Raw genomic sequence first — 21,575 nt, 5'->3', positions numbered from 1 at the left:
TATTAAGATAATAATAAAAGTTTTCTTTTGTCTTCTTTTTCTTTTTTATACCAATAAATGAATTGTTCTAAATTTTCTTCTGGAGTGTTTTCATCAATTTCAGAAAAATGATATTCGACAGGATCTATACTTTTAATTAATTTGGGGTTAAATTCTTTTTCTTTTTGATAAATAAAATCCACATTAATCAGTTGCTTCATATAGTCATAATTATTTTTTTCTAGAGGTCCGAAATAAGAATTATTCCAAAAACTAGGAAAATTTCTAACTAAAAGTTTAATGTTTTCTTCATTAATTATTGTTGATTCTATATGGTTATTATATTCTTCATTGTTAACTAATTTCCAATAATGCATAATCATTTTATTAGGTGCATTACTGGGGTTTTTATATACAGGATTGCTAGCACTAAAAGTTTTTTGGGCTTTGGATGAAATGCTATTTTGTAAAGATCTTTTAAATGACTTATTATCATTAAATTTTCTAGTAAAATGGGATAATTGATACACATCTAAATTTTCAGATAAGGATAATGAAATATCAGTATTATCATTAACAGTATCTTTATTTAATGTTGAGGCTATTAATTCGATTAATCTTAATCGATAATCAAGACCGTATGCGTCTGTTTTTGAATTAGGGATAAGGTCAAAATTATTAAATAAAAATAAGTAGAAAAAATTGCGTTCATCTTTGTTGTTTAACTCTTTAATTATTAATTCAATTCTGTAAAGGACTTTGTAATTTTGAGTTTCATCTAAAAATAAATCCTTAAATAAGGAAATTAGATTTGTTGAATCATTTTCACTTATTAAATTTTCAATCGTATTAAGCTTTAATACTGACGTTTTTCTAATATTATGGAAAGAAAAATATTTTTCATAATGCCCTAATGAATTAATTCTTGATTCTCTATCTAATAAATCTAAATTTGGTTTTCCACCACCCAAAACAACAAGACCATTGTTGTATACAGGGAATAAATTATTAATTATAATATTGACATTTTTGAATTTTTCAAGAAGATCTTTTCTAGTGCCATTTGGTTTTTCATTTGAATTATAATCATCGTTAAAATCGACAGTTCTGTCAAATTCCATAATTCCAGATTTAGGATGATAGCTTTTTATAAAATTATAACACTCTCCATTTTTAATTTTAAGATACTCAATCCAAAATAAATCCCTTAAATTAACTTCATCTCCTATCGCAAATGCTCCAAGGAAGAAACTATTTAAAACTCGAATGATTTCTCTAGGCGAGCTAAACAAATCTGATGAAAATTCCATGTCTATTTCCTTAAACATTTCCTGAGCTTTTTCCGAATTGCTCAAACTTAAATTAACTTTGACTTGTTCAAGTTTTTTTCTAAAGAATTCTCTTAAATCGGCATCTTCTATTTTAGGTAAATGAATAGGAATGTTAATTATTTTTTCTAAAAAAAAATGGCCGTCTTCGATATCATCACCATAGCGATTTTTAATTGCTTTGGCCACATGGTCGCTATCAATGTTGACAATAAAGATGAAATTGCTAAAATTAGCATTTAGTTTAATTAATTTTAAAATTGTGTATATTTCTTCTTTATCTAGCCTATCTAAATCATCAATAAATACAACAACTTTGAATTTTGCAGTTTTTATAGTTTCATTGACTTTATTCTTTAATAAATCAAGTGTCAATTCGTCTCCTTTTAAATCTTCTCCTAAAGCTTGAAAAATCTCACTAATATCAAATGAAACTTTACTATTAAAAATTTTAGGTAAACCAACAGTTGCAGATATTTTTACAGCTTTTAAATATTTACTATATTTTGAAATCCATTTACCAACTTCTTGAAGATTTGTGCTTTCTTGTACGTAGAATTTTTTTGATAAAGCGTCAAAAAAATCAAATAACATCTCATCTTCATTAGAATATCTCCAAGGATTAAAATGGAATTTTAGATATTCTTTATCTTCTTCTTTTTTTTCAAAGTGATCGATTTTATCTTCAATTAAATTTAAAAAAGAAGTTTTCCCTTCTCCCCATTTTCCATAAATCCCTATAGTAATTGGTTCTGGATTACTGGAGTTCAATTGAATTAATTTCTGAATTTTTCCCGCATAAAATTTAAAATTAAATAAATCTTGTTGAGGATTACTTATTGCACTATCATCTAAAAAATGAATATTGTTTGACATAATTACTTAACTAATTAAAAATCTGAACACTATTTTCTTATCTTATCCTCATTTTGTTTCACAAATGCATCCCAGCCCGAATAACTTTTTCCAGCCACGACTTTTCCCGAATTAAAATGATGACAAACAGCAGCCGCCAAACCGTCTGTTGAATCGAGATTTTTAGGTAATTCTTTTAAGCCTAAAAGTTGTTGCAGCATTTTGGCAACTTGTTCTTTGCTGGCATTTCCGTTTCCGGTAATTGCCATTTTTATTTTTTTAGGTTCGTATTCTGTAATCGGAATGCCTCTTGACAAACCTGCTGCCATTGCAACGCCTTGCGCACGCCCTAATTTTAGCATCGATTGAACGTTTTTGCCAAAGAAAGGCGCTTCAATTGCAATTTCGTCCGGACAATGCGTTTCGATTAGTTCGATTGTTCTTTCAAAAATGATTTTTAGTTTTTGGTAATGATTGTCGTATTTGGACAATTGCAATTCGTTTAACTGCAAAAACTCCATTTTTTTATTGGTGACTTTAATCAATCCAAAACCCATAATTGTAGTTCCAGGGTCAATACCTAATATGATGCGTTCTTTTGTCAAGAGATTTTTGTTTCAAGTTTAAGGTTTAGAAAATTGCCACATTTTCTAATTTTCTAATTGCCACATTTGATTACTTTTGCGGCATGATTTCAATTCCTCACAAAGCTAAGCAATTCCTTGTTCTTCTGGCCAAACTTTTGATTGTTGGCGGCGCATTTTATTTTATTTACAATCAACTGGCAAACAATGATAAATTGGACTGGCAGAAGTTTATTGTTTTGTTCCGAAAAAATCAGTCGGTTTTAGGGATTTCATTTATATTGCTTTTGAGTGTTCTGAATCGTTATTTCGAAATTTTGAAATGGCAGAATCTTGCCAAAGTAATTCATGAAATCTCGGTTTACGAATCTACAAAACAGGTTTTAGCTGCCTTGACTGCCGGAATATTTACGCCAAATGGAGTAGGAGAGTACGCCGGAAAAGCCTTGTATTATCCAAAATCAGATGCTAAAAAAGTGGTTTTTCTGAACTTAATCTGCAACGGAATTCAGATGATCCTAACCATAATTTTCGGAATCTTCGGATTGCTGTATTTTAATGCGCAATTCAATGTTATTACAAGCAAAACTGTTTTGATTCTTTTTGGCGGATTTGTGCTAATTCTGATTGTTTTGTTTTCAATAAAAAAGATAAAAGTCAAAGGATATTCAATTGAAAAACTGATTCACAAAATCAATGAAATTCCAAAATCAGTTCATCAGAAAAACATCTTTTTAGGAATCTGCCGTTATTTGGTTTTTTCGCATCAGTATTACTTTTTGTTTTTAGGCTTTGATGTCGATTTACCTTATTTGACTTTAATGGCGGCTATTACTTCGGTTTATTTTTTGGCGTCATCATTGCCAACTTTTCAGTTTTTGGATTTTGCCGTAAAAGGAAGTGTAGCGATTTATTTCTTCGGAATTTTGGGCGTAAACGAATGGATTGTAATTTTTATCAGCACATTAATGTGGTTTTTAAATGTCGTTTTGCCAGTAGTTTTAGGAAGCTATTTTGTACTGAATTTTAAAACCAAAACCACAGAATGATTTTTGAATTGTTCGGCATATTATTCCTTTACATCATTAGCATTGTTTTGCTAATTTTTGGATTTTTCCGAATTAAAAAAGTCAAAAAAACAGATTTAAAGCCCAAAACAAGTTTTACGATTATAGTTCCGTTTCGGAATGAAAAAGAAAATCTTCCAATACTTTTAGAAAGTTTTTCAAAGCTAAATTATCCAAAAGATTTATTTGAAGTGATTCTGGTTGATGATTCTTCAAATGAAAAGTTTCAGGTTTCAGGTTTTAGGTTTCAAGTTTCAGTAATTGACAATATTAGAATTTCAAATTCTCCAAAAAAAGATGCGATTTCAACCGCAATGCCGCACGTAAAAACCGATTGGGTAATCACAACAGATGCTGATTGTATAGTTCCGGAAAACTGGCTTTTAACTTTTGATAATTATATTCAGGAAAATAAAGTTTCGATGCTTGCGGGCGCTGTAACATATAAAACCGAAAACTCTTTTTTAGATCATTTTCAGCAATTGGATTTCACAAGTCTGCAAGGTGCAACAATAGGAAGTTTTGGTTTAAATAAAGGTTTTATGTGCAATGGAGCCAATTTTGCTTACAAAAAAGAATTGTTTGAAAGCATAAACGGCTTTGAAGGAAATGATGAAATTGCCAGCGGAGATGATGTTTTTTTACTTCAAAAAGCAATCGAAAAGTTTCCTAAAGAAGTTCATTATTTAAAAGCGGAAGAAGCAATTATTGTCACAAAACCAACAGAAAATTGGAAATCATTATTTCATCAAAGAGTACGCTGGGCGGCAAAGACAAGTTCGTATAAAAGTACTTTCGGAAAAATTTTAGGTTTGATCGTTTTCTTCGGAAATTTGAGTTTTGTAATTGGATTTTTCTTTCTCCTTTTCGGAATATGGTCTTATCCTATTTTTGTATTTTTTGCCTTTTCTAAATTTATAATTGATTTTGTTTTGCTTTTTATAACCAATCAATTTTTGACAAAAAACAGAATTAAAAGTCTTTTGCTGAGTAGTTTATTGTATCCGTTTTTCAGTTCAGCTGTGGCTTTGTACAGTTTGTTTGGATCTTATACATGGAAAGATCGTCAATTTAAAAAGTAATAAGAATTCGTGAAAGGCAATTAAATGAATATTTATTGCTTATTAGGTTTAATTTCTTCTTTTGCTTTTATGATAACAGGCAGTATAAACTGTGTTTTTACCGGAATTCCTCGTTTGATTGCCGGATTTACTTTTGGAAAATCAACCAGACGTGCATGAAGAATACTGTCCACTTTGATGGTATCATAAGCTACAGAATCTTTAGGGAATTGCGGTTCGAATTTCATTTTCGAGTTCGGAAAAATAGTCACTTTTACTGAAATCGTATCCAATTCAGGGTACAAAATAGAAAGACTGTCGATTTTTAGTTTTTCCTGAACAAGCTGCGACATTACATCAAAAAAACATTTTTGACGTTGTTTTTCATCGGCAATTGTTTCGCATTCTGCAACGCTTGGATATTCATCAACTTCTTTCCAATTGATGGCTTTTAGTTCCTTTCGAAGTAATTCTTTTTCAGACGGAACCTTCTTCTCAAAATATTGACAAGAACCGAAAAATAAAAAAATTAAAAAAATAGAAAACTGCTTCAAGATTTTGAGGTTGAGTTGAATAAAGAGAAATTATGGTATAAAAATACGATTATTTTTTTTGAGAACCTTTGTATTCTAAATAATCTTGATAGTTTTCAGAGAGCCATTCCTGTTTATTTTCTGCAGCAACTTCCTTTTGGTCAGGATATAAGGAAGCAAGCCGGTCGGAGAATGTTGCAATCTGAACTGTGTAAGTATAAAATTCGGCTTTCGTTAAAACAATATTTGGATCTTCTTTGCGATTAAAGAATTCAAGAAAAAGCGCGTCAAATTCTTTTAATGAAAAATTTAATACTTTTTTCTTATTACTTTTATAAATGCTGTCCTGAAGCAAAAGATCATCTAAGGAAAGTTTTTGAGTCTGAGCATATAAATTCGGATTGATAAAATGTATCAACAAGAAAAATGCAAATATTTTCAAAAATCGTGTCATGGCTTATTTTATCAAGGATTTGCAAATACAATTTACAAAAAAAATATGGATTTAGTATTGTTGTTGCTCGGTTTTATCTGTATGATTATCGGTATTTTTGGCAGTTTCCTGCCCGTTTTGCCCGGCTTGTCAAGTTGTTGGGTCGGCCTATTGCTTTTATATCTCACAAAAGCGGTCGAAAATAATTATTGGGTGTTGGGTATTACATTATTGATTACGATTATTATTACTATTCTGGATTATGTAATTCCATCAAAAGGGACAAAAAAGTTTGGTGGAAGTTCGTATGGAGTTTGGGGCACCAATATTGGTTTAATAGTTGGAATTTTGGCGCCAATACCTTTTGGAGTCATAATTGGACCTTTTGTTGGCGCATTTTTGGGAGAACTCATTTACGATTCAAAAAACCATCAGCGGGCATTAAAGGCAGCAACTGGATCATTGCTTGGATTTCTGACTTCGAGCTTCATTAATTTTATGTTTTGTATTATTTTTCTTGGTATTTTTTTACATCTAACATGGGAATATCGAAACATATTATTTTAATTGTGTAAAAGTACTTAGGATTTTTCTTATGTTTTACATGTTTTTAAAAAATATTAAAAATTTCATAAATATATTTTTATTTTCTTTTGATAACGAAAGCGTTATGTTTATTGATGTTTAACGGAATTAGTGTTAATAAGCTGTTAATCGGGTATGTATATTCTTAACTTATTTTTTGGAAATGTTAAAATATTTTATATTTTTATCCTGATAAACGATAAAAAGCCTCACTTTATCGATTATTTTTAACAAGTATAAATAATTATTTATTTTAAGTTATGAGTATGACCCCAAACCTACAAATTGAACTTAGACGTTTTATTTCTTCTAATGTTGTTTCTAAGCTAAACAAATTTTATTTTGAGAATGATGCTCTTTTAATCAAGGGAATTGATGTTTCGATTGGCACAGTTTTAATGGGCCTTTATAACAAAGCCGAAGAATTAGGCTTTTATAAAGAAATCATCTCATTGATCGAAGACGATTCAACCTTTTATCAGGAAGTCGATTTTGCTTCTGGACGAATTTTATCAGTTGACGACTGTTATCGCATCGAAGGAAACGCTATCTTAAAAGAAATCTTTACCAACAAAAAAGGCAGAATTTCTGAAATGATTTCAAACGAAGTCGGAATCAAAAGTGAAACAGCCCGCGAAATCCTAAATTTCTCTGCACTACTTGTTGTTTCTTATCTTAAAAACAATATCCAGCTTTTAGACAGTTTAAAATTGCTTTTGGAAGAACAAAAAAGAGAAATCCTAAACAGCATCCAACCTGGAATCAAAATCATTTTAGGATTTGCATGTTACGAAACAGTTGAAGACAAAAATCAAAACATCGGAAGATCAATCTTCACACTTTTTGGACATAACTTTTTCAGTTTCTAAATAAAAAAATCCCATTTTACACAAAAGGCAAAACAGGATTTGATATCTAATCAAATTTGAAACGTATTATGCGTTTTTCAAATTGATAATCTCTTGGTCTGTCAGGAAACGCCAGTTCCCTCTCGGCAGATTCTTTTTAGTTAAACCAGCAAATGAAACGCGGTCAATACGCAAAACATCGTAGTCAAAGCTTTCAAAAATAGCACGAACTACCTTCACGTTAGATGATTTTAATTTAAGACCAACTTCGCTTTTTGCTTCTTTTTCAATATAACTAACTTCTTCAACAAACACACGGTGTCCGTCAAGAACCAAACCTTTGCTGATTTTTTCCAAATCTTCAAATTTCAAGTTTTTGTCTAAAGAAACCTGGTAAATTTTAGATGATTTCTGATTCGGTAAAGTAAATTTACGAATCATATCAGTATCATTTGTAAACAATAATAAACCTGTTGTATTCTTGTCCATTCTTCCAACAGCTGCAATTTTTGCATTTGTAGATCCGCGAACAAGTTCCAATACATTACGATATTCCTGTCCTTCATCAAAGGCAGTCGTAAAGTTTTTAGGTTTGTTTAATAAAATGTATTCTTTCTTTTCAGGAGTCAAAACAACGCCGTCAAAATTTACAACGTCATTTAATTTTACTAAATAACCCATTTCAGTAACCGGAACGCCATTTACTTTCACGTTTCCAGACTGAATATATATATCAGCATCACGACGTGAACACACGCCAGAATTTGCGATGTATTTGTTCAGACGAATTTCATCTGAAGCCTTTTGTCTTTTTGGTGCCTGATTTTGTTTCTTAAATTTTTGTTCAGCAGCTTCCTTCGCCGCTTTAACCTCCGGCTTTTCTTTTTTCGGCCCTTGCGCGCGTTTTGCCATTGGTGGTTTTGGCTTACTAGAGTTTGATCTTGAGCTATTTGGTCTTGATCCGCCTCTTTTATTATTGCCTTCCTTGTTGTTCATAAAATCATTAATTTGTGCAAAGATAGTTTTTTCTGCCCAAATAAACCTAAGTTCAATGTTCTTAGATTAATAGCAAAAATTATAAAAGGATTTTGAAGCATCGCAATTGGCTTTTTTTCAGGCAATAATTCCCGCTTTCCGTTTCAATCTTTTATTTTTTTAAAGAAAAAAATAAAAGGATTTCCACTTCAAACAAAGTTCACTGAACTCCGATTAAAATAAAAGTTAAGTGAAGTAATCGGGGCTAGAATTCAAACAATTGGCTTCTTTTAAATAATAGGATGATTTTTTTTAACTGAAAATTTTTAAGGCTTTGTCTTTAATGGAGTATATTTTAAATTTAGAGTCCTTATATTCATTTTTAAAGTCTTCAATAGTTTTACAAAACATATTGGCTCCGGCTAATCCTTTTGGAGACATTCTTTCTTCTTCCAGAATATAACCATTAGTCAGAAGAATACAGCTCATTTGTGAATCATCAAATTCTTCTTCCTCTGGATTAACAAAATAGTATACATCTTCAATGATACTGTTATAAATGATTTTTTGATATTTTTCTAAAATTGAAATCGCTTTCTTATCGACAAAAGTATTTTCAAAATATTCATCTCCGGAAGATGGAAAGCAGATGACGCCATTTTTTTCCAATCGTAAAAAAGTAGTGCTTGTATCCAGCCAATCGTTTGTTCCAGTGTGGTCTTGATGAATTTTGACTTCTAGAATTTTATCACCAATTAATAAATTGATATCTTTTGGGTTTTCATGAAATAACAGAATATTTGGATTTTCAACGTCAAAAGGTTTTGATGTTTGTTTTGAATTTAAAAATGAAACTATTCTTCTTATCATTGCATCTTAGTATTTAGAAATCAATTCTTTCCCGTGCCACAAAACACTCGGATTAATTAGAACAATACAAAATACGCCTGCCACAATCAGAAATTTCAATACATTGTGAAGCATTAAAAATTGCTCTTTAGAATTCGATTTCCATAAATAAAGCAGAAAAAAAAGCAACACGACAAAGCATACATAAAAGTAAATATCCATATAACCAACATCATAAACATTGACTAAAATATAAACCGGAATAATAGTCAAAAATGTCAAAAGGGTAATAATCTGTTTAGAAGTCTTTTCGCTGTAAAGTATCGGAATTGTTCTGTAATCATTCGCCAGATCGCCTTTTAGGTTCTCTAAATCCTTTATCATTTCCCGAATCAGTAACAGCAAAAATAAGAAAACCGCATGCGCTGAAATAACCATAAAATGGCTCATATGATTTTCAATTTCTTCAAACGAAATCGAATTGTAGAAAAATAATAAAATGGCAAAAAATGGAATTACAGCCATAAGCGCAGCCGTTAAATTGCCTATAAAAGGGTATTTCTTTATTTTATGAGAATAAAACCAAATCAGAAAAATGTAAGCAGAAAAAAATAAAAACGCACGCCACGAAACAATGGAAGCCATTAAAACAGCCAAAAAATTCAAGCTGAAATAAACGGTTAATTTTGTTTTCTGACTAACCAAACGATCCAGCATCGACTTGTTTGGTCTGTTGATCAAATCCTTCTGACTATCATAAAAATTATTGATAATATAACCCGAGGCAATGGTAATCGCCGAAGCAAAAACAATCAGAAACAAATAAAAATCCAAGATGATGTCAAGCGCTCTTTTTTCTGGAGCCAAAATAAAAATTGCCGATAAATATTGTGCTAAAACAATAATAGGAATATTATAGCCACGTACTACAGAAAACAAACTGACGATTTTCATTACTACAAGTTTGTGCTGTCTGCTTAACATAAATTATAAAGTATGATGGATTAGATTAAGGGAAGTTAGAATATATTTTTTTATTCTATATTTTAGAGCTTGTTTTTTAACAATTCTTTAGAGCCATAGCCTAGTTTTCGAATACAGGCCAAAGCTTGTTTTTGTGTAATATCAATATCCTGAATGTCTTTTTTGTCTACAAAAACCACTGATCCGCTCCACGGATTTGGTGCATCCGGAATAAAAACAGTAAATTTTTCTTCACTTATTTGTTCTATTAAAAAAGCAAATTGTAAACCGGCATCTGTTGGAACCAAAATCACTTTTAAGTCGTCTTTAGATTCAATTCCCAAAATGTTTTCATTCATGCTTTTCATAAACGAATAACCGGGAACAAAACTCAAAATGCTATCTTCTAATTTTTGAACCAGCTTTTTTGCATTGGAAGTTTTTGCTAATAATCCTGCCAGTAAACAAATGATAATTATAAGCAGTATTCCAATTAATTCCTGAAGTGCAATTCCTAAAACATTTATTCTTGGCAAGTTGTTTACCAGTGGGAGTGTCGTTTTTTGAATAATGCCATATCCTTTTTCCAAAAAAATCAGTAACACAACCAACGGTACTAAAAAAATAATTCCGCCTAAGAAAGTTGCTTTGATAATCTTTAAAATACTTTTCACAGGCAATAATTTTTTAGGATTAAGATTTAGAAAAATATATTCAAATAAAGACTGTTTAGGAGTTTTTGAACTTAAAACTGATAGACTACTTCTAGCTTATAATCTTTCAAAGACATTTTTGCGCGTTCTAGATCTTCGGTGAAACCTAGAATATAACCGCCTCCGCCAGAACCGCAAAGTTTTAGGTAATAATCGTTGGTGTCAATTCCGTGTTGCCAAATTCCGTGAAATTGTTCTGGAATCATTGGCTTGAAATTATTTAAAACAACTTTAGAAAGTTTTTTTGTATTGGTAAACAACGATTTCATGTCGCCATGTAAAAAGTTTTCTACACAAGCATCGGTATATTTAACAAATTGGTTTTTAAGCATTGCACGGAAACCTTTGTCTTTTAAGTTTTCCATAAAAATGTTGACCATTGGAGCCGTTTCACCAACAATTCCTGAGTCTAGCAAAAATACAGCGCCTTTTCCGTCAAAACTTTGAGTTGGAATTCCTGTTGCTTCAATATTATCTTTAGAATTAATTAAGATCGGAATGCTTAAATAACTGTTCAATGGATCTAATCCAGAGCTTTTCCCATGGAAAAAACTTTCCATTTGAGAAAATATATTTTTTAACTGTAATAGTTTTTCACGAGTCAAATTCTCTAAAACAGTGATTTTGTTGTTAGCATATTTATCATAAATAGCCGCAACAAGGGCACCGCTGCTTCCAACACCGTATCCTTGCGGAATACTAGAATCAAAATACATTCCCGTTTCGACATCATTTTTTAAAGTTTCTAAATCAAACGTAACCAAATCTGGTTGCTGAACTTGCAAAACTTCAAGATAAGAGACAAAGCTTTGTAGACTTTTGTTTGATGCAATTGCTTCAGCCGAAGGTTCTTCGGATTTCTTTAAAGCACCGTTGTAAAAATTATAAGGTATAGAAAGTCCTTTAGAGTCGCGGATAATTCCGTATTCTCCAAAGAGTAATATTTTTGAGTAAAATAGTGGTCCTTTCATGTTTGTTTTATGTCTTTCTTAAAAATTTAATTAAAGATACGCAAAATTATAATGCAATTGATCCTGCTCCAATTTTGTCGCAAATGTACTGACCATTCTGACAAAATACAACTAATTCGGCCTGAATAAATTGTAATACTTTTTCGCTAACGTTTTCGGGATAAAGCACATGCACATTTGCTCCTGCATCTAACGTAAAACAAACCGGAATATTAGTTTCAGCTCTAAATTTCCAAATTGCATTTATGATTTGCAACGTGTTTGGTTTCATCAAAATAAAATACGGCATCGAAGTCATCATCATAGCGTGTAGTGTCAAAGCTTCACTTTCTACAACTTTGATGAATTCGTCTAAATTTCCACTTTCAAAAATAGAAATCAGCTGATCTAAGTTTTCATGTGCCTGAGCAAAACGTCTTTCAGCATACGAATGATTGTGCATTAAATCGTGTCCAACTGTGCTCGAAACTTGTTTTTCGCCTTTATCAACCAGTAAAATCGTGTCTTGATAATTTTTGAAATTGTCATGAATAGTGTACGGAAATTCAATTCCAAATAAATCAGTACTTCCTTCAATATTGGCCTGATTTCCCCAAACTACAACATTTCCTTTTACGCTTCTGCAAGCACTTCCAGAACCTAAACGAGCTAGAAATGAAGCTTTTTGAAAGAAATATTCATCGGTCATTTGAGGGTTTAGTTTTCTTTCTAAACTCATAAAATTCATTGCCAGCGCCGCCATTCCAGAAGCCGAAGATGCAATTCCGGAACTATGCGGAAAAGTATTCTGTGTATCAATTATAAAATGATAATCTTTTAAAAACGGCAAATAAACTTCAACTCTTTCTAAAAACTTTTGAATCTTTGGTTTGAAATCTTCTTTTGGTTTTCCTTCAAAAAGTAAATCAAATGAAAAAGCATTTTGGTTTGCTCTTTTTTCAAAACCTAATTTCGTGATCGTTTTGCAATTGTTTAAAGTAAAACTTACTGATGGATTTGCCGGAATCTGGTTGTCTTTTTTTCCCCAGTATTTCACTAATGCAATGTTGCTTGGAGCACTCCATTCGAAGTTTCCGTTTTCGATTGTCGAAGTATATGGAGTTGGAATAAAATCAGTTGCTGTAAACATGAATTGTAAAATTTTGGCAAAGATAGTTTTTAAATTTTTTCACCATATAAGTAATATAAGAAATTATAAGCAGGCTTTACTAAAATGAACTTATATAACTTATATGGTTTAAATTTTCTTTTACTTATTTTTGAATTCAAAATTTGATGTAATGAATAAGTTTGTAAAAATTGCTATAGCTATAATGGTTTGTCTAGCAGTAGGATATTCTGCCAGTACCGTAACAAGACCCAGTATTGAGACATGGTATGTAACGTTAGAAAAACCAGTTTTTAATCCGCCGAATTGGATTTTCATGCCGGTTTGGACAATTCTTTACATTTTTATGGGGATTGCTGCAGGATTAGTTTGGGATAAAATCAAAGAGCAAAATGAGGAAGTTAAAAAAGCGCTAGGATTCTTTTTAATTCAATTAACATTAAATGCGATTTGGTCTTATTTATTCTTCGGATTAAAAAATCCGATGTTGGCTTTGATAGAAATTGCGCTTTTATGGTTGTTCATTTATGAAACATATATAAAGTTTATCAAAATCAATAAAACGGCAGGTTATTTATTGATTCCATATTTAGCTTGGGTTGCTTTTGCTGCTATTTTGAACGCTAGTATTTGGTGGTTGAATAAATAAGTTTTGTTTCAATTTTTAATCTATTTCAACATCTTAAATTCTTCATTTTTAGCATAAAGAAAATCCATTATTGCTAAAACATTTGGGTTTTCGAGAAGTGTTTTAGATTTTGGATCTGAGTCGCAAAAATCAATAAAAAGTTCTTTTTCTTCGGGTTTTAGTTTTAGATTTTTGATGAAAAAATCGGGAGGACAATAAGCCATTATCAGTTTCTTAAAACGATCGTCGGCAACTTCAATTTTTTTGTTCGGCTTGCCTTTTAAAGGAAATGAAACTCGAAGAGCTTCTCTAATTGTATTATCACTAACTCCTGTATTCCAGAATAAATTTTTGACATTTTTATCAATCAATATATCTGCAACATCATCTGCATTAACTTTTACTTTATCAAATTCGACCTTAGTTATTACAACTTCTTTCAATTCTTCAGGTTTCAGAACTGTATTCACGATTAGATTATTCTGATTGATGTTTTCCTGAGAAATTTTCAACCTTGAGAAAAAAGAATCTTTATAGAAAAAAATAAGACTGTCATGCGCTTTTGCCAAAATTGAAAATTCTCCCAACTCATTGGTTTTAGTACTAATTTTAGCGGTTTTATTAATTACTTCCACTTTGTTAAGTGGTATATTCTCTGAAAGAACTTTTCCGTTTATTAATTTTTCCGTTTGAGAAATACTGAGCTGATAAGTAAAGAAGGAAATTGTGGTAAGTAGTCGTGCTTTCATTAAACGTTAGTTTTTAATTTCGGATTTCAGCTTCTTAAACTCATCATTTTTGGAATATAAAAATTCCATTGTTGCCAGAATATTTGGGTTTCCTAAAAGGATATTAGATTTTGGATCGGCATCACAAAATTGAAGAAAGAGCTCTTTTTCCTCAGAATTCAATTTTAGTTCTTTGAGAAAAAAATCTTCAGGACAAGTTGTTGCAATTAATTTTCTAAAATCAATTTTTGGAATTTCTTTTTTAGACTCTTCGTCTTTTTTAAATAAGTTGTAAACTTGTTTGCCCAAATAAATGAAATCGATGTCTAACGGGCTTCCTTTTACCTCATTAAAACCTTCAATTTTTAACCCTGGTCTTGATTTATGATCGTTTAGTTTTATTTGTTTTATATCTTCTTTGGTCAAGAAAATATCTTTTGCTGTTACATTTGAAATAATTACTTCGTTTAATTCTTCCGCTTTCGGAATCATATTTACGATAAGATTATTGCTTTCGATTTCTTTTGCTGTAATTTTTAATCTTGTGAATAAATAATCTTTGGAGAAAAACAACAAGCTATCCTGTAACTTCACAGAAATCGAAAATTCGCCCAAAGCATTTGTTGTTGTACTAGTTTGAGCAGTTTTGTTAATGACTTCAATACCTTTGAGAATTAGGCTGTTTGAAATTACTTTTCCATGAAGCGTTTTTTCGGTTTGTGAAATGGCGAGCTGATAAGTGAAAAAGGAAATTGTGGTGAGTAATTTTACTTTCATTTAAAGATATTTAGTTTTTACTTTCAGAATTTAGTTTCTTAAACTCTTCATTTTTAGTATATAAAAAATCCATAGTTGAAAGGATATTTGGATGCTCTAAAAGTGTTTTGGATCTTGGATCAGACTCGCATAATTGAAGAAATAGTTCTTTTTCATCAAGGCTTAATTTTAAATCTTTTGAGAAAAAATCCAGCGGAATTGATGTTGCAATGAGTTTTTTAAAATCCATTTCAGGTACTTTCTTTTTAGGCTCTTCTTTTTCTCTTTTGAATAAACCAAACAGACCGCCACCCATAGCGCCAATATTCATTCCGTTTGCAATAGTCCCATTGTTAAAACCTGGTATATATCGAGTTAAATCATTATTTGCTCTTTCTATATTGATCTTATTTATGGCTTCCGCATCGTATTCAATTTTTTTTGGGAAGTTAATTTTTGTAATTACGACCTCATCCAATTCTTCCGGTCTCGGAATCATGTTCACTATTAAATTAGTGGTTTCAAGATTTTCTTTTGTGATTTTTAATCTTGTAAAGAAAAAGTCTTTGGAGAAAAAAATCAAACTATCTTTTACGCTAACTGAAATTGCAAATTCTCCCAAAGCGTTTGTGGTAGTGCTCGTTTTTGCGGTTTTGTTTATTACTTCTACTTTATTAAGGGGAATATTGTTTGAAGTAACTTTCCCCTGAAGTAGCTTTTCTGTTTGAGAAATAGAAATTTGGTAAGTGAAAAAGGAAATTGTGGTGAGTAATTTTACTTTCATTTAATGGTATTTAGTTGAAAGTAAAATTATTAGAATAGTCTTAACGAAAACTTGTGAAATCTGTAAATTCTTGTTAATTATGATGCTGGATCTTTTTAGCAAATACTTCAAACTCACCGTTATTAAATAAAACAGGACCATGACCAAAACAAAGTATTTTTGGTTTTAGCGAAGCCAATTTTAGAATAGATTTTCTGTTTGTTTCTTGATTTGTCGTGAACAGACTTGGTGGTTCGTGAAGTCCAACTTTTGTAGTCAATAAATTCATATTGGTCATAACATCTCCCACAATTAATACGCCGTCTTTTTCTCTGAAAAAAGATAGATGTCCACTTGAATGTCCGGGAGTTTCGATAACCATAAATCCGCCAATTTTGTCTCCTTTTTTTAAGATTTCAGAAACTTGGTGACCTTTTCCTGCCCAAAAATGTTTTTGAAATTTAGAAATAACATGATTTGGGTTTGGATATTCTTTAATTACATTTCCGTTTTCAGCCAATTCTTTTTCAGGTTCACTGCATAAAAGAGGAATATTTAGTGTTTCGCAGATTATTTTACTGCTTCCTTGATGATCTGCATGTGCGTGAGTCAACGCGTGCTTGGTTATTGTTTTATCTTTTAAATCTTTTAGAATTATGGAACTAGAACTTCGAATTCCGGCATCGATTAAAACATCTTCAATTAGATAACAATTAATGGCGTTTCTTGGAAATAAAGGAATTTGATAGACGTCTTTGGCAATAGTTTTCATTTTCTTGAATTTTATATTGGCAAAGATTTGAATTCGGTTTCTTAATCTACTTGATAAATGTTAAGAAATGCTTTGGCGAATTCGGCTCAAAGATTCGGGCGTAATTCCGAGAAAAGAAGCGATATAAATTAATGGAGTGCGTTGGATTATTTTGGCTGGCGCCGATTCCAGAAAAGTAAGGTATTTTTCTTTTGCCGGAATCATCTGCAATTTTAAAACACGATCAGCCATACAAAGGTAATTCTGCTCGGCGAGGATTCTTCCAATGCGTTCCCAATTCGGAATTTCGGAGTATAAATATTGCATTTTTTCGAAAGTAATCGAAAAGACTTCACAATCTTCAATACATTGAATATTTTCAAAAGATTTTGTCTGATTAATGAAACTTGAATATGAAGCAATAAAACCCTCGTCACAACTTAAATAAGTGGTGATTTCTTTTCCATCTTTTAAGTAATAAACTCGTGCTAAACCTTCAACAATAAAGAAAATCTTATTGCTGATTTTTCCCATTGAAGAAAGAAAATCTTTAGCCGTAAAACTTTCATATTCAAAACAAGAATCGATTTTTTCGATTTCATTTTCAGAAAACGAAGCAATCGATAGTATTTGTTTTTGTAATGAAGAATTCATGATTTATAATATTTCGATTAATTCCGAAGCATTATTAATAACCATTTTTGCCCCGCTAGATTTCAATTCCTCTTCTGTTCTGTAACCCCAGGAAACTCCAACCGGAAACATATTGGCATTTATTGCCGTTTGCATATCAATATCAGAATCTCCTACAAAAAGAATCTCTTCAGGTTTTAAATTCCAGTTTTTACTTATTGCCACAGCTTCAAACGGATTTGGTTTTTTAAGTTCTTCACTGCTTAAACCAACTGCGGTATCAAAATAATCAGGAAATAGTTCTGATGCTATTTTCTTGGTCAATTCATCTGCTTTGTTGGAGAAAACCGCTAATTTGATATTTTGTGAATTCAAATTGTCTAATAATTCGACAATTCCGTCGTACGGTTTTGTTTTAATCGTGCAAATTTTGCGATATTCACGAACCATATTTTCGAAAGAAACTTCAATATCATTCTCAGAATTATTTGTAGCTGGTAAAGCTTTACTGACCAAATTTCGTAAACCGCTCCCAATAAAATATTGATACGTTTCGTAAGTGTGAGTTGGGTAATTTAGACCTTTAAGAACGATGTTCATCGCATCTGAAATATCATGTAATGAGTCTACTAACGTTCCGTCTAAATCAAAAATAATTCCTTTATATTTCATTTTGTATTAAATATTTTGAGCCAAAATAAACCCGCTTGTCCAGGCATTTTGAAAATTAAATCCTCCCGTTATAGCGTCGATATTTATAATTTCGCCAGCAAAATAAAGGTTTTCGTGAATTTTGCTTTCCATAGTTTTGAAGTTGATTTCTTTTAAATCGATTCCGCCGGCAGTTACAAATTCTTCTTTGAAAGTGCTTTTTCCATTTACCTGAAATTTTGCCTTTGTAAGCTGAGAAGCTAAATTCTGCAATTGAATTTTAGATAAATCCGCCCATTTGGTTTCAGTTTCAATCTCAGCTGCTAGAACTAAACTTTCCCACAAACGATTTGGAAAATCAAAAGGCGATTTTTTAGAAACCGCTTTTTTAGCGTGTTCTTGTTTTAAATCTTTTAGGATTTTCTCGGCATTTTCGGTATCAACATCATTTAACCAATTCACGAAAATAGTAAACTGATAATTTTTATCGTGTAAAATACGCGCTCCCCAAGCCGAAAGTTTTAGAATCGCAGGTCCACTCATTCCCCAATGCGTGATTAATAAAGGACCAGTCGATTCGAGTTTTGTATCTTTTACGTTAACCGTAACTTGGGCAGCAACGCCAGGCAATTCTTTAATTCTGGAATCCTTGATGTTAAAAGTAAATAGGGAAGGGACAGGACTTATAATTGCGTGCCCGTGTTCCTGAAGCATTTCCCAAATTTTAGGATTGCTTCCCGTTGCCATAACTAATTTTCCGGTAGCATAATTATCAGTTTGTGTATCAATTTTCCAGTGATTTTCTTTTTTGAAAATGGATTGCACACTTTGTCCAGTCAATACTTTTATGCCTAGTTTTTCAGTTGTTTTTAAGAAGCAATCAATTATGGTTTGTGATGAATTTGAAACCGGAAACATTCTGCCGTCTTCTTCAATTTTTAATTCTACGCCATGTTTTTCGAACCATTCGATTGTATCGCCAGAACAAAACTGATGAAAAGGACCTCGAAGTTCTTTTTCTCCTCTCGGATAAAATTTAACCAATTCGTTGGGTTCAAAACAAGCGTGTGTCACATTGCATCGCCCGCCTCCGGAAACGCGAACTTTAGAAAGGACTTCTTTCCCTCTTTCTAAAATGGCAATTTTTAGTTTCGGATTTTTCTCTGCAATATTAATCGCTGTAAAAAAACCTGCAGCGCCTCCGCCAACGATGATGATGTCGAAATTTTTGATCATATTTTTGTTTTTAGCCACGAATTCACGAATTATTTTTTGATAATCTTTGCGAGTAAAAATTCGTGAATTCGTGGCTGTCTTATATTTTGTCTGGGAGATCAGTGATGATTCCGTTTACTTTATAACTTTTTATTTTTTGAATGTCTTCTTCTATATTTACTGTCCATGGCAAAACTAGAAATCCTTTTTCTTGCAATTGCAGAGTATTTTCCTCCGTCAATAAATGATAATATGGATGAATCGCTTTTGCTTTTATAGTTTCGGCGAAAGCCAAAGCTAAATTTAGATCGGTTTCTGTTAAAACGCCAATTGGGATTTTTGAATCTAAATTATGAACTTCCAAAAGCGCATTCCAATCAAAACTAGAAACAATGAAATGTTCGTAATTCCAGCCTTTTTCAGAAACATATTCATCTATTAAAGAAACTACTTTTGTTAAAGCAGCGGCACTTTTTAATTCGATATTGATGAAACATTTTTTATTGACTAAATCAAAAACTTCTTTTAAAGTAGGAATTTGATGTTTTTCAGCAATTGAAAAAGATTTTAGTTCCTGCAAAGAAAATGAATTTACAGCGCCTTTACCATTGGTTATTTTATCAATAGTTTCGTCGTGAATTACTATTACATGGCCATCAACGCTTAAGTGAACGTCGAGTTCAATTCCGTCTGAATTTAAATCTAAAGCTTTCTGAAATGCTTGTAAAGTATTTTCAGGTTCGTAGGCTTTCGCACCGCGATGGGCAATCTTTAACATTGTATGAAGTTTAACCGCAAAGGTCGCAAAGTTTTGCGCAAGGTTCGCAAATAAATTAGTGAAAATTAAATAGCCACGAATTCACGAATTTTATTCTCAAAGATTTTAAAAATAATTCGTGAATTTGTGGCTAAAAAACTTTGCGACCTTTGCGGTTAAATCAGTTCGAGTAAAACGATGTCAAATTCACTGTCGATAATCACTTTCCCATCAATAACTTCTGTATTTTGATTGGAGTAGGTATCTTTTAATTTGGTTCCGTTTGGAAAGATATCGCCAACAGGAAGTTCTTTTCTCCCTTTTGGTAAATCTACTCCCATGATTACTTTATCTGTAAAAACGCCTTTTGTAAATATTCTCGAAAAAGTGTAAGGATTGGCATTAATCAGATTGTGAATTCCTGCTCCAACGGCTGGATGATTTCTTCTAAATTGACCTAATTTCTGCCAATGCAAAAGTGTTTTTTGGGTTTCAGGATTATTTTGAATAGCATCCCAATTCATGTTAGAACGTAAGGTTGCATCGCCTTGAGTGCCTTCAACTACTAAAGAACGATTTGACTCGTCGCCATAATAAACTTGAGACATTCCAGGGGAAAGCAACAATTTGGTTCCAGCTTCTATACCTTTTACACGATTTGCATCAAAAGGCTGACCGTCATCGTGCGAAGACATATAGTTAAGGACAGAATATCCTTTTAAGTCATTATTTAAATGATTCGAATATTTAGAAAATAAACCTTCGTAATCGTTTTGAGCAGCGTTCCATTTAAATTCAAAATTGATCATGCTGTTGAAACCATTCTGAAAATAATTTACTTTTCGGTCTCCAAAATCATAATCCTGCCCACCGCTGATTCCGTAACCGTAAACTTCAGCAATAGTATAAAACGGATTTTGATCTAAAACTTCCAACGGATGATGTTTTTTCCAGGTTTCAAAAGCATAATCGCATTCTTTTTTAAAATCGGCCCAAACGTTTTCGTCGGTATGTTTTACGGTGTCTCCGCGGTAGCCATCAACGCCAAATTCTACAATATAATCTGTTAGCCATTTTATGATATAATATTTTGGCGTTCTTGGATACTTTGTTCTTTTGAAGAATTCGTCAAGCGAAGCAGTTTCTTTTTCATAACGGCCTTCTTTTTTCCATTTTTCGATTAAAAAAGGAGGGAGCGCAACTTCCTGCGTACTTTCTGTTCTAACATCCGGAAGATTGTCAACCAAAGTACACATTGTAGTGTTTTCGAATGATTTGTAATCGCAGACAACGCCGGTTCTTACCCAGTCTGAAGGCCAAACGGGATCTTCCGGAGTAACTGGTCCAGTATGATTTATTACGCCATCAAGAATTATTCGGATGCCTTTTTCGTGTGCTTTTTTAACCAATTTTGCTAAATCTTCTTTTGTTCCAAAGTTCGGATCTAAAGCCGTCCAGTCTTTTGCCCAATAGCCGTGAAAACCATAACTGAGTCCGGTTCCTTCGTCGACGCCATCGTGAATTTGTTCGACAATCGGCGTAAGCCAAATGGCATTTATTCCTAATTTTTCAAAATATCCTGATTCGATTTTTTTGGTAATTCCAATGATGTCACCACCTTCAAATCCGCGTAATTTTCCGGGAGTTTTGGTTCGGTTAAAATTGACATCGTTTGAAGTGTCTCCGTTATAAAAACGATCTGTAAGTAAAAAATAAACATTTGCTCCTTCCCAAACGAAAGGTGTTTTCGAAGTGTTATTCATTGTAACTGATTTTGAGCCAGAACAACTCATTGTTAAGTATACTAAAGATAAAAAAAGGAAAGTGTATTTTTTCATTAT

24 protein-coding genes are annotated in these 21,575 nt (G+C 31.9%); 5 read left to right on the top strand and 19 right to left on the bottom strand.

Features of this window, described 5'->3' with window-relative positions:
- Nucleotides 1-2 precede the first annotated feature (2 nt).
- Nucleotides 3-2,183 (bottom strand): KAP family P-loop NTPase fold protein, encoded by a 2,181-nt coding sequence (locus tag GQ47_RS05270; protein WP_035645894.1) that lies wholly within the window; start codon nt 2,181-2,183, stop codon nt 3-5.
- A 29-nt stretch (nt 2,184-2,212) separates the two neighbouring features.
- Nucleotides 2,213-2,767, bottom strand: a complete 555-nt coding sequence (ruvC, locus tag GQ47_RS05265) for a crossover junction endodeoxyribonuclease RuvC (RefSeq protein WP_035645892.1) — start codon at nt 2,765-2,767, stop codon at nt 2,213-2,215.
- An 83-nt stretch (nt 2,768-2,850) separates the two neighbouring features.
- On the opposite strand from ruvC, the gene GQ47_RS05260 reads away from it, so the two are divergent.
- Together GQ47_RS05260 and GQ47_RS05255 are read left to right on the top strand one after the other, a co-directional pair.
- Nucleotides 2,851-3,795 carry a lysylphosphatidylglycerol synthase transmembrane domain-containing protein gene (locus GQ47_RS05260; RefSeq protein WP_035645891.1) on the top strand — a complete coding sequence of 315 codons (945 nt, stop codon included), beginning with the start codon at nt 2,851-2,853 and terminating at the stop codon, nt 3,793-3,795.
- Entirely contained in the window at nt 3,792-4,895 is a 1,104-nt protein-coding gene (locus GQ47_RS05255) for a glycosyltransferase family 2 protein (protein WP_035645890.1), read from the top strand. The genes GQ47_RS05260 and GQ47_RS05255 overlap by 4 nt, the downstream gene beginning before the upstream one ends.
- 32 nt (nt 4,896-4,927) lie before the next feature.
- Here the strand turns inward: GQ47_RS05255 and GQ47_RS05250 are convergent, their stop codons facing one another.
- Both GQ47_RS05250 and GQ47_RS05245 read right to left on the bottom strand, forming a co-directional pair.
- The gene (locus GQ47_RS05250) at nt 4,928-5,428 is read right to left on the bottom strand and encodes a hypothetical protein (RefSeq protein ID WP_035645888.1); all 501 of its coding nucleotides are present in this window, start codon (nt 5,426-5,428) and stop codon (nt 4,928-4,930) included.
- 49 nt (nt 5,429-5,477) lie between these two features.
- Nucleotides 5,478-5,861 (bottom strand): hypothetical protein, encoded by a 384-nt coding sequence (locus GQ47_RS05245; RefSeq protein WP_035645885.1) that lies wholly within the window; start codon nt 5,859-5,861, stop codon nt 5,478-5,480.
- Nucleotides 5,862-5,906: 45 nt separating this feature from the next.
- Between GQ47_RS05245 and GQ47_RS05240 the strand changes: the two genes are divergently transcribed.
- Nucleotides 5,907-6,407 (top strand): DUF456 domain-containing protein, encoded by a 501-nt coding sequence (locus GQ47_RS05240; protein ID WP_035645882.1) that lies wholly within the window; start codon nt 5,907-5,909, stop codon nt 6,405-6,407.
- Nucleotides 6,408-6,691: 284 nt separating this feature from the next.
- A complete protein-coding gene (locus GQ47_RS05235) occupies nt 6,692-7,294 on the top strand; it encodes a DUF937 domain-containing protein (RefSeq protein WP_035646831.1) in 603 nt (200 codons plus the stop codon).
- Between the two features lie 66 nt (nt 7,295-7,360).
- Here the strand turns inward: GQ47_RS05235 and GQ47_RS05230 are convergent, their stop codons facing one another.
- The 6 genes from GQ47_RS05230 to GQ47_RS05205 all read right to left on the bottom strand — a co-directional run bounded on the left by GQ47_RS05230 (nt 7,361) and on the right by GQ47_RS05205 (nt 12,873).
- Complete coding sequence (locus GQ47_RS05230; protein WP_035645879.1) at nt 7,361-8,269, bottom strand: pseudouridine synthase; 909 nt, start codon at nt 8,267-8,269, stop codon at nt 7,361-7,363.
- Nucleotides 8,270-8,560: 291 nt separating this feature from the next.
- Nucleotides 8,561-9,118, bottom strand: coding sequence for a hypothetical protein (locus GQ47_RS05225; protein WP_035645877.1), 558 nt, complete (start codon nt 9,116-9,118; stop codon nt 8,561-8,563).
- Between the two features lie 6 nt (nt 9,119-9,124).
- A complete protein-coding gene (locus GQ47_RS05220) occupies nt 9,125-10,081 on the bottom strand; it encodes a geranylgeranylglycerol-phosphate geranylgeranyltransferase (protein WP_035645874.1) in 957 nt (318 codons plus the stop codon).
- Between the two features lie 62 nt (nt 10,082-10,143).
- A complete protein-coding gene (locus GQ47_RS05215) occupies nt 10,144-10,734 on the bottom strand; it encodes a DUF502 domain-containing protein (protein WP_035646828.1) in 591 nt (196 codons plus the stop codon).
- A gap of 71 nt (nt 10,735-10,805) precedes the next feature.
- Nucleotides 10,806-11,744 (bottom strand): mevalonate kinase family protein, encoded by a 939-nt coding sequence (locus GQ47_RS05210; RefSeq protein ID WP_035645871.1) that lies wholly within the window; start codon nt 11,742-11,744, stop codon nt 10,806-10,808.
- A gap of 46 nt (nt 11,745-11,790) precedes the next feature.
- Nucleotides 11,791-12,873: a diphosphomevalonate decarboxylase gene (locus GQ47_RS05205; protein WP_035645868.1), complete on the bottom strand. Its 1,083-nt coding sequence runs from the start codon at nt 12,871-12,873 to the stop codon at nt 11,791-11,793.
- 151 nt (nt 12,874-13,024) lie between these two features.
- Here GQ47_RS05205 and GQ47_RS05200 point away from each other — a divergent pair, with 151 nt between their 5' ends.
- Nucleotides 13,025-13,501, top strand: coding sequence for a TspO/MBR family protein (locus GQ47_RS05200; RefSeq protein WP_035645866.1), 477 nt, complete (start codon nt 13,025-13,027; stop codon nt 13,499-13,501).
- Between the two features lie 20 nt (nt 13,502-13,521).
- On the opposite strand, the gene GQ47_RS05195 is transcribed toward GQ47_RS05200, so the two are convergent.
- From GQ47_RS05195 to GQ47_RS05155, 9 genes are all read right to left on the bottom strand, one after another.
- A complete protein-coding gene (locus GQ47_RS05195) occupies nt 13,522-14,229 on the bottom strand; it encodes a hypothetical protein (protein ID WP_035645864.1) in 708 nt (235 codons plus the stop codon).
- A gap of 6 nt (nt 14,230-14,235) precedes the next feature.
- Nucleotides 14,236-14,985, bottom strand: a complete 750-nt coding sequence (locus GQ47_RS05190; protein WP_035645861.1) for a hypothetical protein — start codon at nt 14,983-14,985, stop codon at nt 14,236-14,238.
- 10 nt (nt 14,986-14,995) lie between these two features.
- On the bottom strand, nt 14,996-15,748 hold the full coding sequence (locus GQ47_RS05185; RefSeq protein WP_035645859.1) for a hypothetical protein: 753 nt from the start codon (nt 15,746-15,748) through the stop codon (nt 14,996-14,998).
- A 73-nt stretch (nt 15,749-15,821) separates the two neighbouring features.
- Nucleotides 15,822-16,499 (bottom strand): MBL fold metallo-hydrolase, encoded by a 678-nt coding sequence (locus GQ47_RS05180; RefSeq protein WP_035645857.1) that lies wholly within the window; start codon nt 16,497-16,499, stop codon nt 15,822-15,824.
- Nucleotides 16,500-16,559: 60 nt separating this feature from the next.
- Nucleotides 16,560-17,132 carry a Crp/Fnr family transcriptional regulator gene (locus GQ47_RS05175; protein ID WP_035645855.1) on the bottom strand — a complete coding sequence of 191 codons (573 nt, stop codon included), beginning with the start codon at nt 17,130-17,132 and terminating at the stop codon, nt 16,560-16,562.
- A gap of 3 nt (nt 17,133-17,135) precedes the next feature.
- A complete protein-coding gene (locus tag GQ47_RS05170) occupies nt 17,136-17,783 on the bottom strand; it encodes an HAD family hydrolase (protein ID WP_035645853.1) in 648 nt (215 codons plus the stop codon).
- 6 nt (nt 17,784-17,789) lie between these two features.
- Nucleotides 17,790-18,998, bottom strand: a complete 1,209-nt coding sequence (locus GQ47_RS05165) for a BaiN/RdsA family NAD(P)/FAD-dependent oxidoreductase (RefSeq protein WP_035646826.1) — start codon at nt 18,996-18,998, stop codon at nt 17,790-17,792.
- A gap of 79 nt (nt 18,999-19,077) precedes the next feature.
- On the bottom strand, nt 19,078-19,755 hold the full coding sequence (locus tag GQ47_RS05160; protein WP_035645848.1) for a glycerophosphodiester phosphodiesterase: 678 nt from the start codon (nt 19,753-19,755) through the stop codon (nt 19,078-19,080).
- A gap of 155 nt (nt 19,756-19,910) precedes the next feature.
- Nucleotides 19,911-21,572, bottom strand: a complete 1,662-nt coding sequence (locus GQ47_RS05155) for an alpha-amylase family glycosyl hydrolase (protein ID WP_035645846.1) — start codon at nt 21,570-21,572, stop codon at nt 19,911-19,913.
- Between the last annotated feature and the right edge of the window lie 3 nt (nt 21,573-21,575).

Source organism: Flavobacterium sp. ASV13 (assembly GCF_000745775.1).
GTDB lineage: Bacteria > Bacteroidota > Bacteroidia > Flavobacteriales > Flavobacteriaceae > Flavobacterium.
Note: the sequence above shows the minus strand (reverse complement) of the source record. Positions and strands in the feature narration are given on the sequence as shown.

Coding starts and splice junctions, on each gene's coding strand:
- GQ47_RS05180 (WP_035645857.1), bottom strand. CDS start 16,499: ATGAAAACTATTGCCAAAGACGTCTATCAAATTCCTTTATTTCCAAGA.
- GQ47_RS05255 (WP_035645890.1), top strand. CDS start 3,792: ATGATTTTTGAATTGTTCGGCATATTATTCCTTTACATCATTAGCATT.
- GQ47_RS05230 (WP_035645879.1), bottom strand. CDS start 8,269: ATGAACAACAAGGAAGGCAATAATAAAAGAGGCGGATCAAGACCAAAT.
- GQ47_RS05190 (WP_035645861.1), bottom strand. CDS start 14,985: ATGAAAGTAAAATTACTCACCACAATTTCCTTTTTCACTTATCAGCTC.
- GQ47_RS05155 (WP_035645846.1), bottom strand. CDS start 21,572: ATGAAAAAATACACTTTCCTTTTTTTATCTTTAGTATACTTAACAATG.
- GQ47_RS05270 (WP_035645894.1), bottom strand. CDS start 2,183: ATGTCAAACAATATTCATTTTTTAGATGATAGTGCAATAAGTAATCCT.
- GQ47_RS05200 (WP_035645866.1), top strand. CDS start 13,025: ATGAATAAGTTTGTAAAAATTGCTATAGCTATAATGGTTTGTCTAGCA.
- GQ47_RS05205 (WP_035645868.1), bottom strand. CDS start 12,873: ATGTTTACAGCAACTGATTTTATTCCAACTCCATATACTTCGACAATC.
- GQ47_RS05185 (WP_035645859.1), bottom strand. CDS start 15,748: ATGAAAGTAAAATTACTCACCACAATTTCCTTTTTCACTTACCAAATT.
- GQ47_RS05225 (WP_035645877.1), bottom strand. CDS start 9,118: ATGATAAGAAGAATAGTTTCATTTTTAAATTCAAAACAAACATCAAAA.
- GQ47_RS05210 (WP_035645871.1), bottom strand. CDS start 11,744: ATGAAAGGACCACTATTTTACTCAAAAATATTACTCTTTGGAGAATAC.
- GQ47_RS05220 (WP_035645874.1), bottom strand. CDS start 10,081: ATGTTAAGCAGACAGCACAAACTTGTAGTAATGAAAATCGTCAGTTTG.
- GQ47_RS05235 (WP_035646831.1), top strand. CDS start 6,692: ATGACCCCAAACCTACAAATTGAACTTAGACGTTTTATTTCTTCTAAT.
- GQ47_RS05170 (WP_035645853.1), bottom strand. CDS start 17,783: ATGAAATATAAAGGAATTATTTTTGATTTAGACGGAACGTTAGTAGAC.
- GQ47_RS05195 (WP_035645864.1), bottom strand. CDS start 14,229: ATGAAAGCACGACTACTTACCACAATTTCCTTCTTTACTTATCAGCTC.
- GQ47_RS05175 (WP_035645855.1), bottom strand. CDS start 17,132: ATGAATTCTTCATTACAAAAACAAATACTATCGATTGCTTCGTTTTCT.
- GQ47_RS05240 (WP_035645882.1), top strand. CDS start 5,907: ATGGATTTAGTATTGTTGTTGCTCGGTTTTATCTGTATGATTATCGGT.
- GQ47_RS05260 (WP_035645891.1), top strand. CDS start 2,851: ATGATTTCAATTCCTCACAAAGCTAAGCAATTCCTTGTTCTTCTGGCC.
- GQ47_RS05245 (WP_035645885.1), bottom strand. CDS start 5,861: ATGACACGATTTTTGAAAATATTTGCATTTTTCTTGTTGATACATTTT.
- GQ47_RS05165 (WP_035646826.1), bottom strand. CDS start 18,998: ATGATCAAAAATTTCGACATCATCATCGTTGGCGGAGGCGCTGCAGGT.
- GQ47_RS05160 (WP_035645848.1), bottom strand. CDS start 19,755: ATGTTAAAGATTGCCCATCGCGGTGCGAAAGCCTACGAACCTGAAAAT.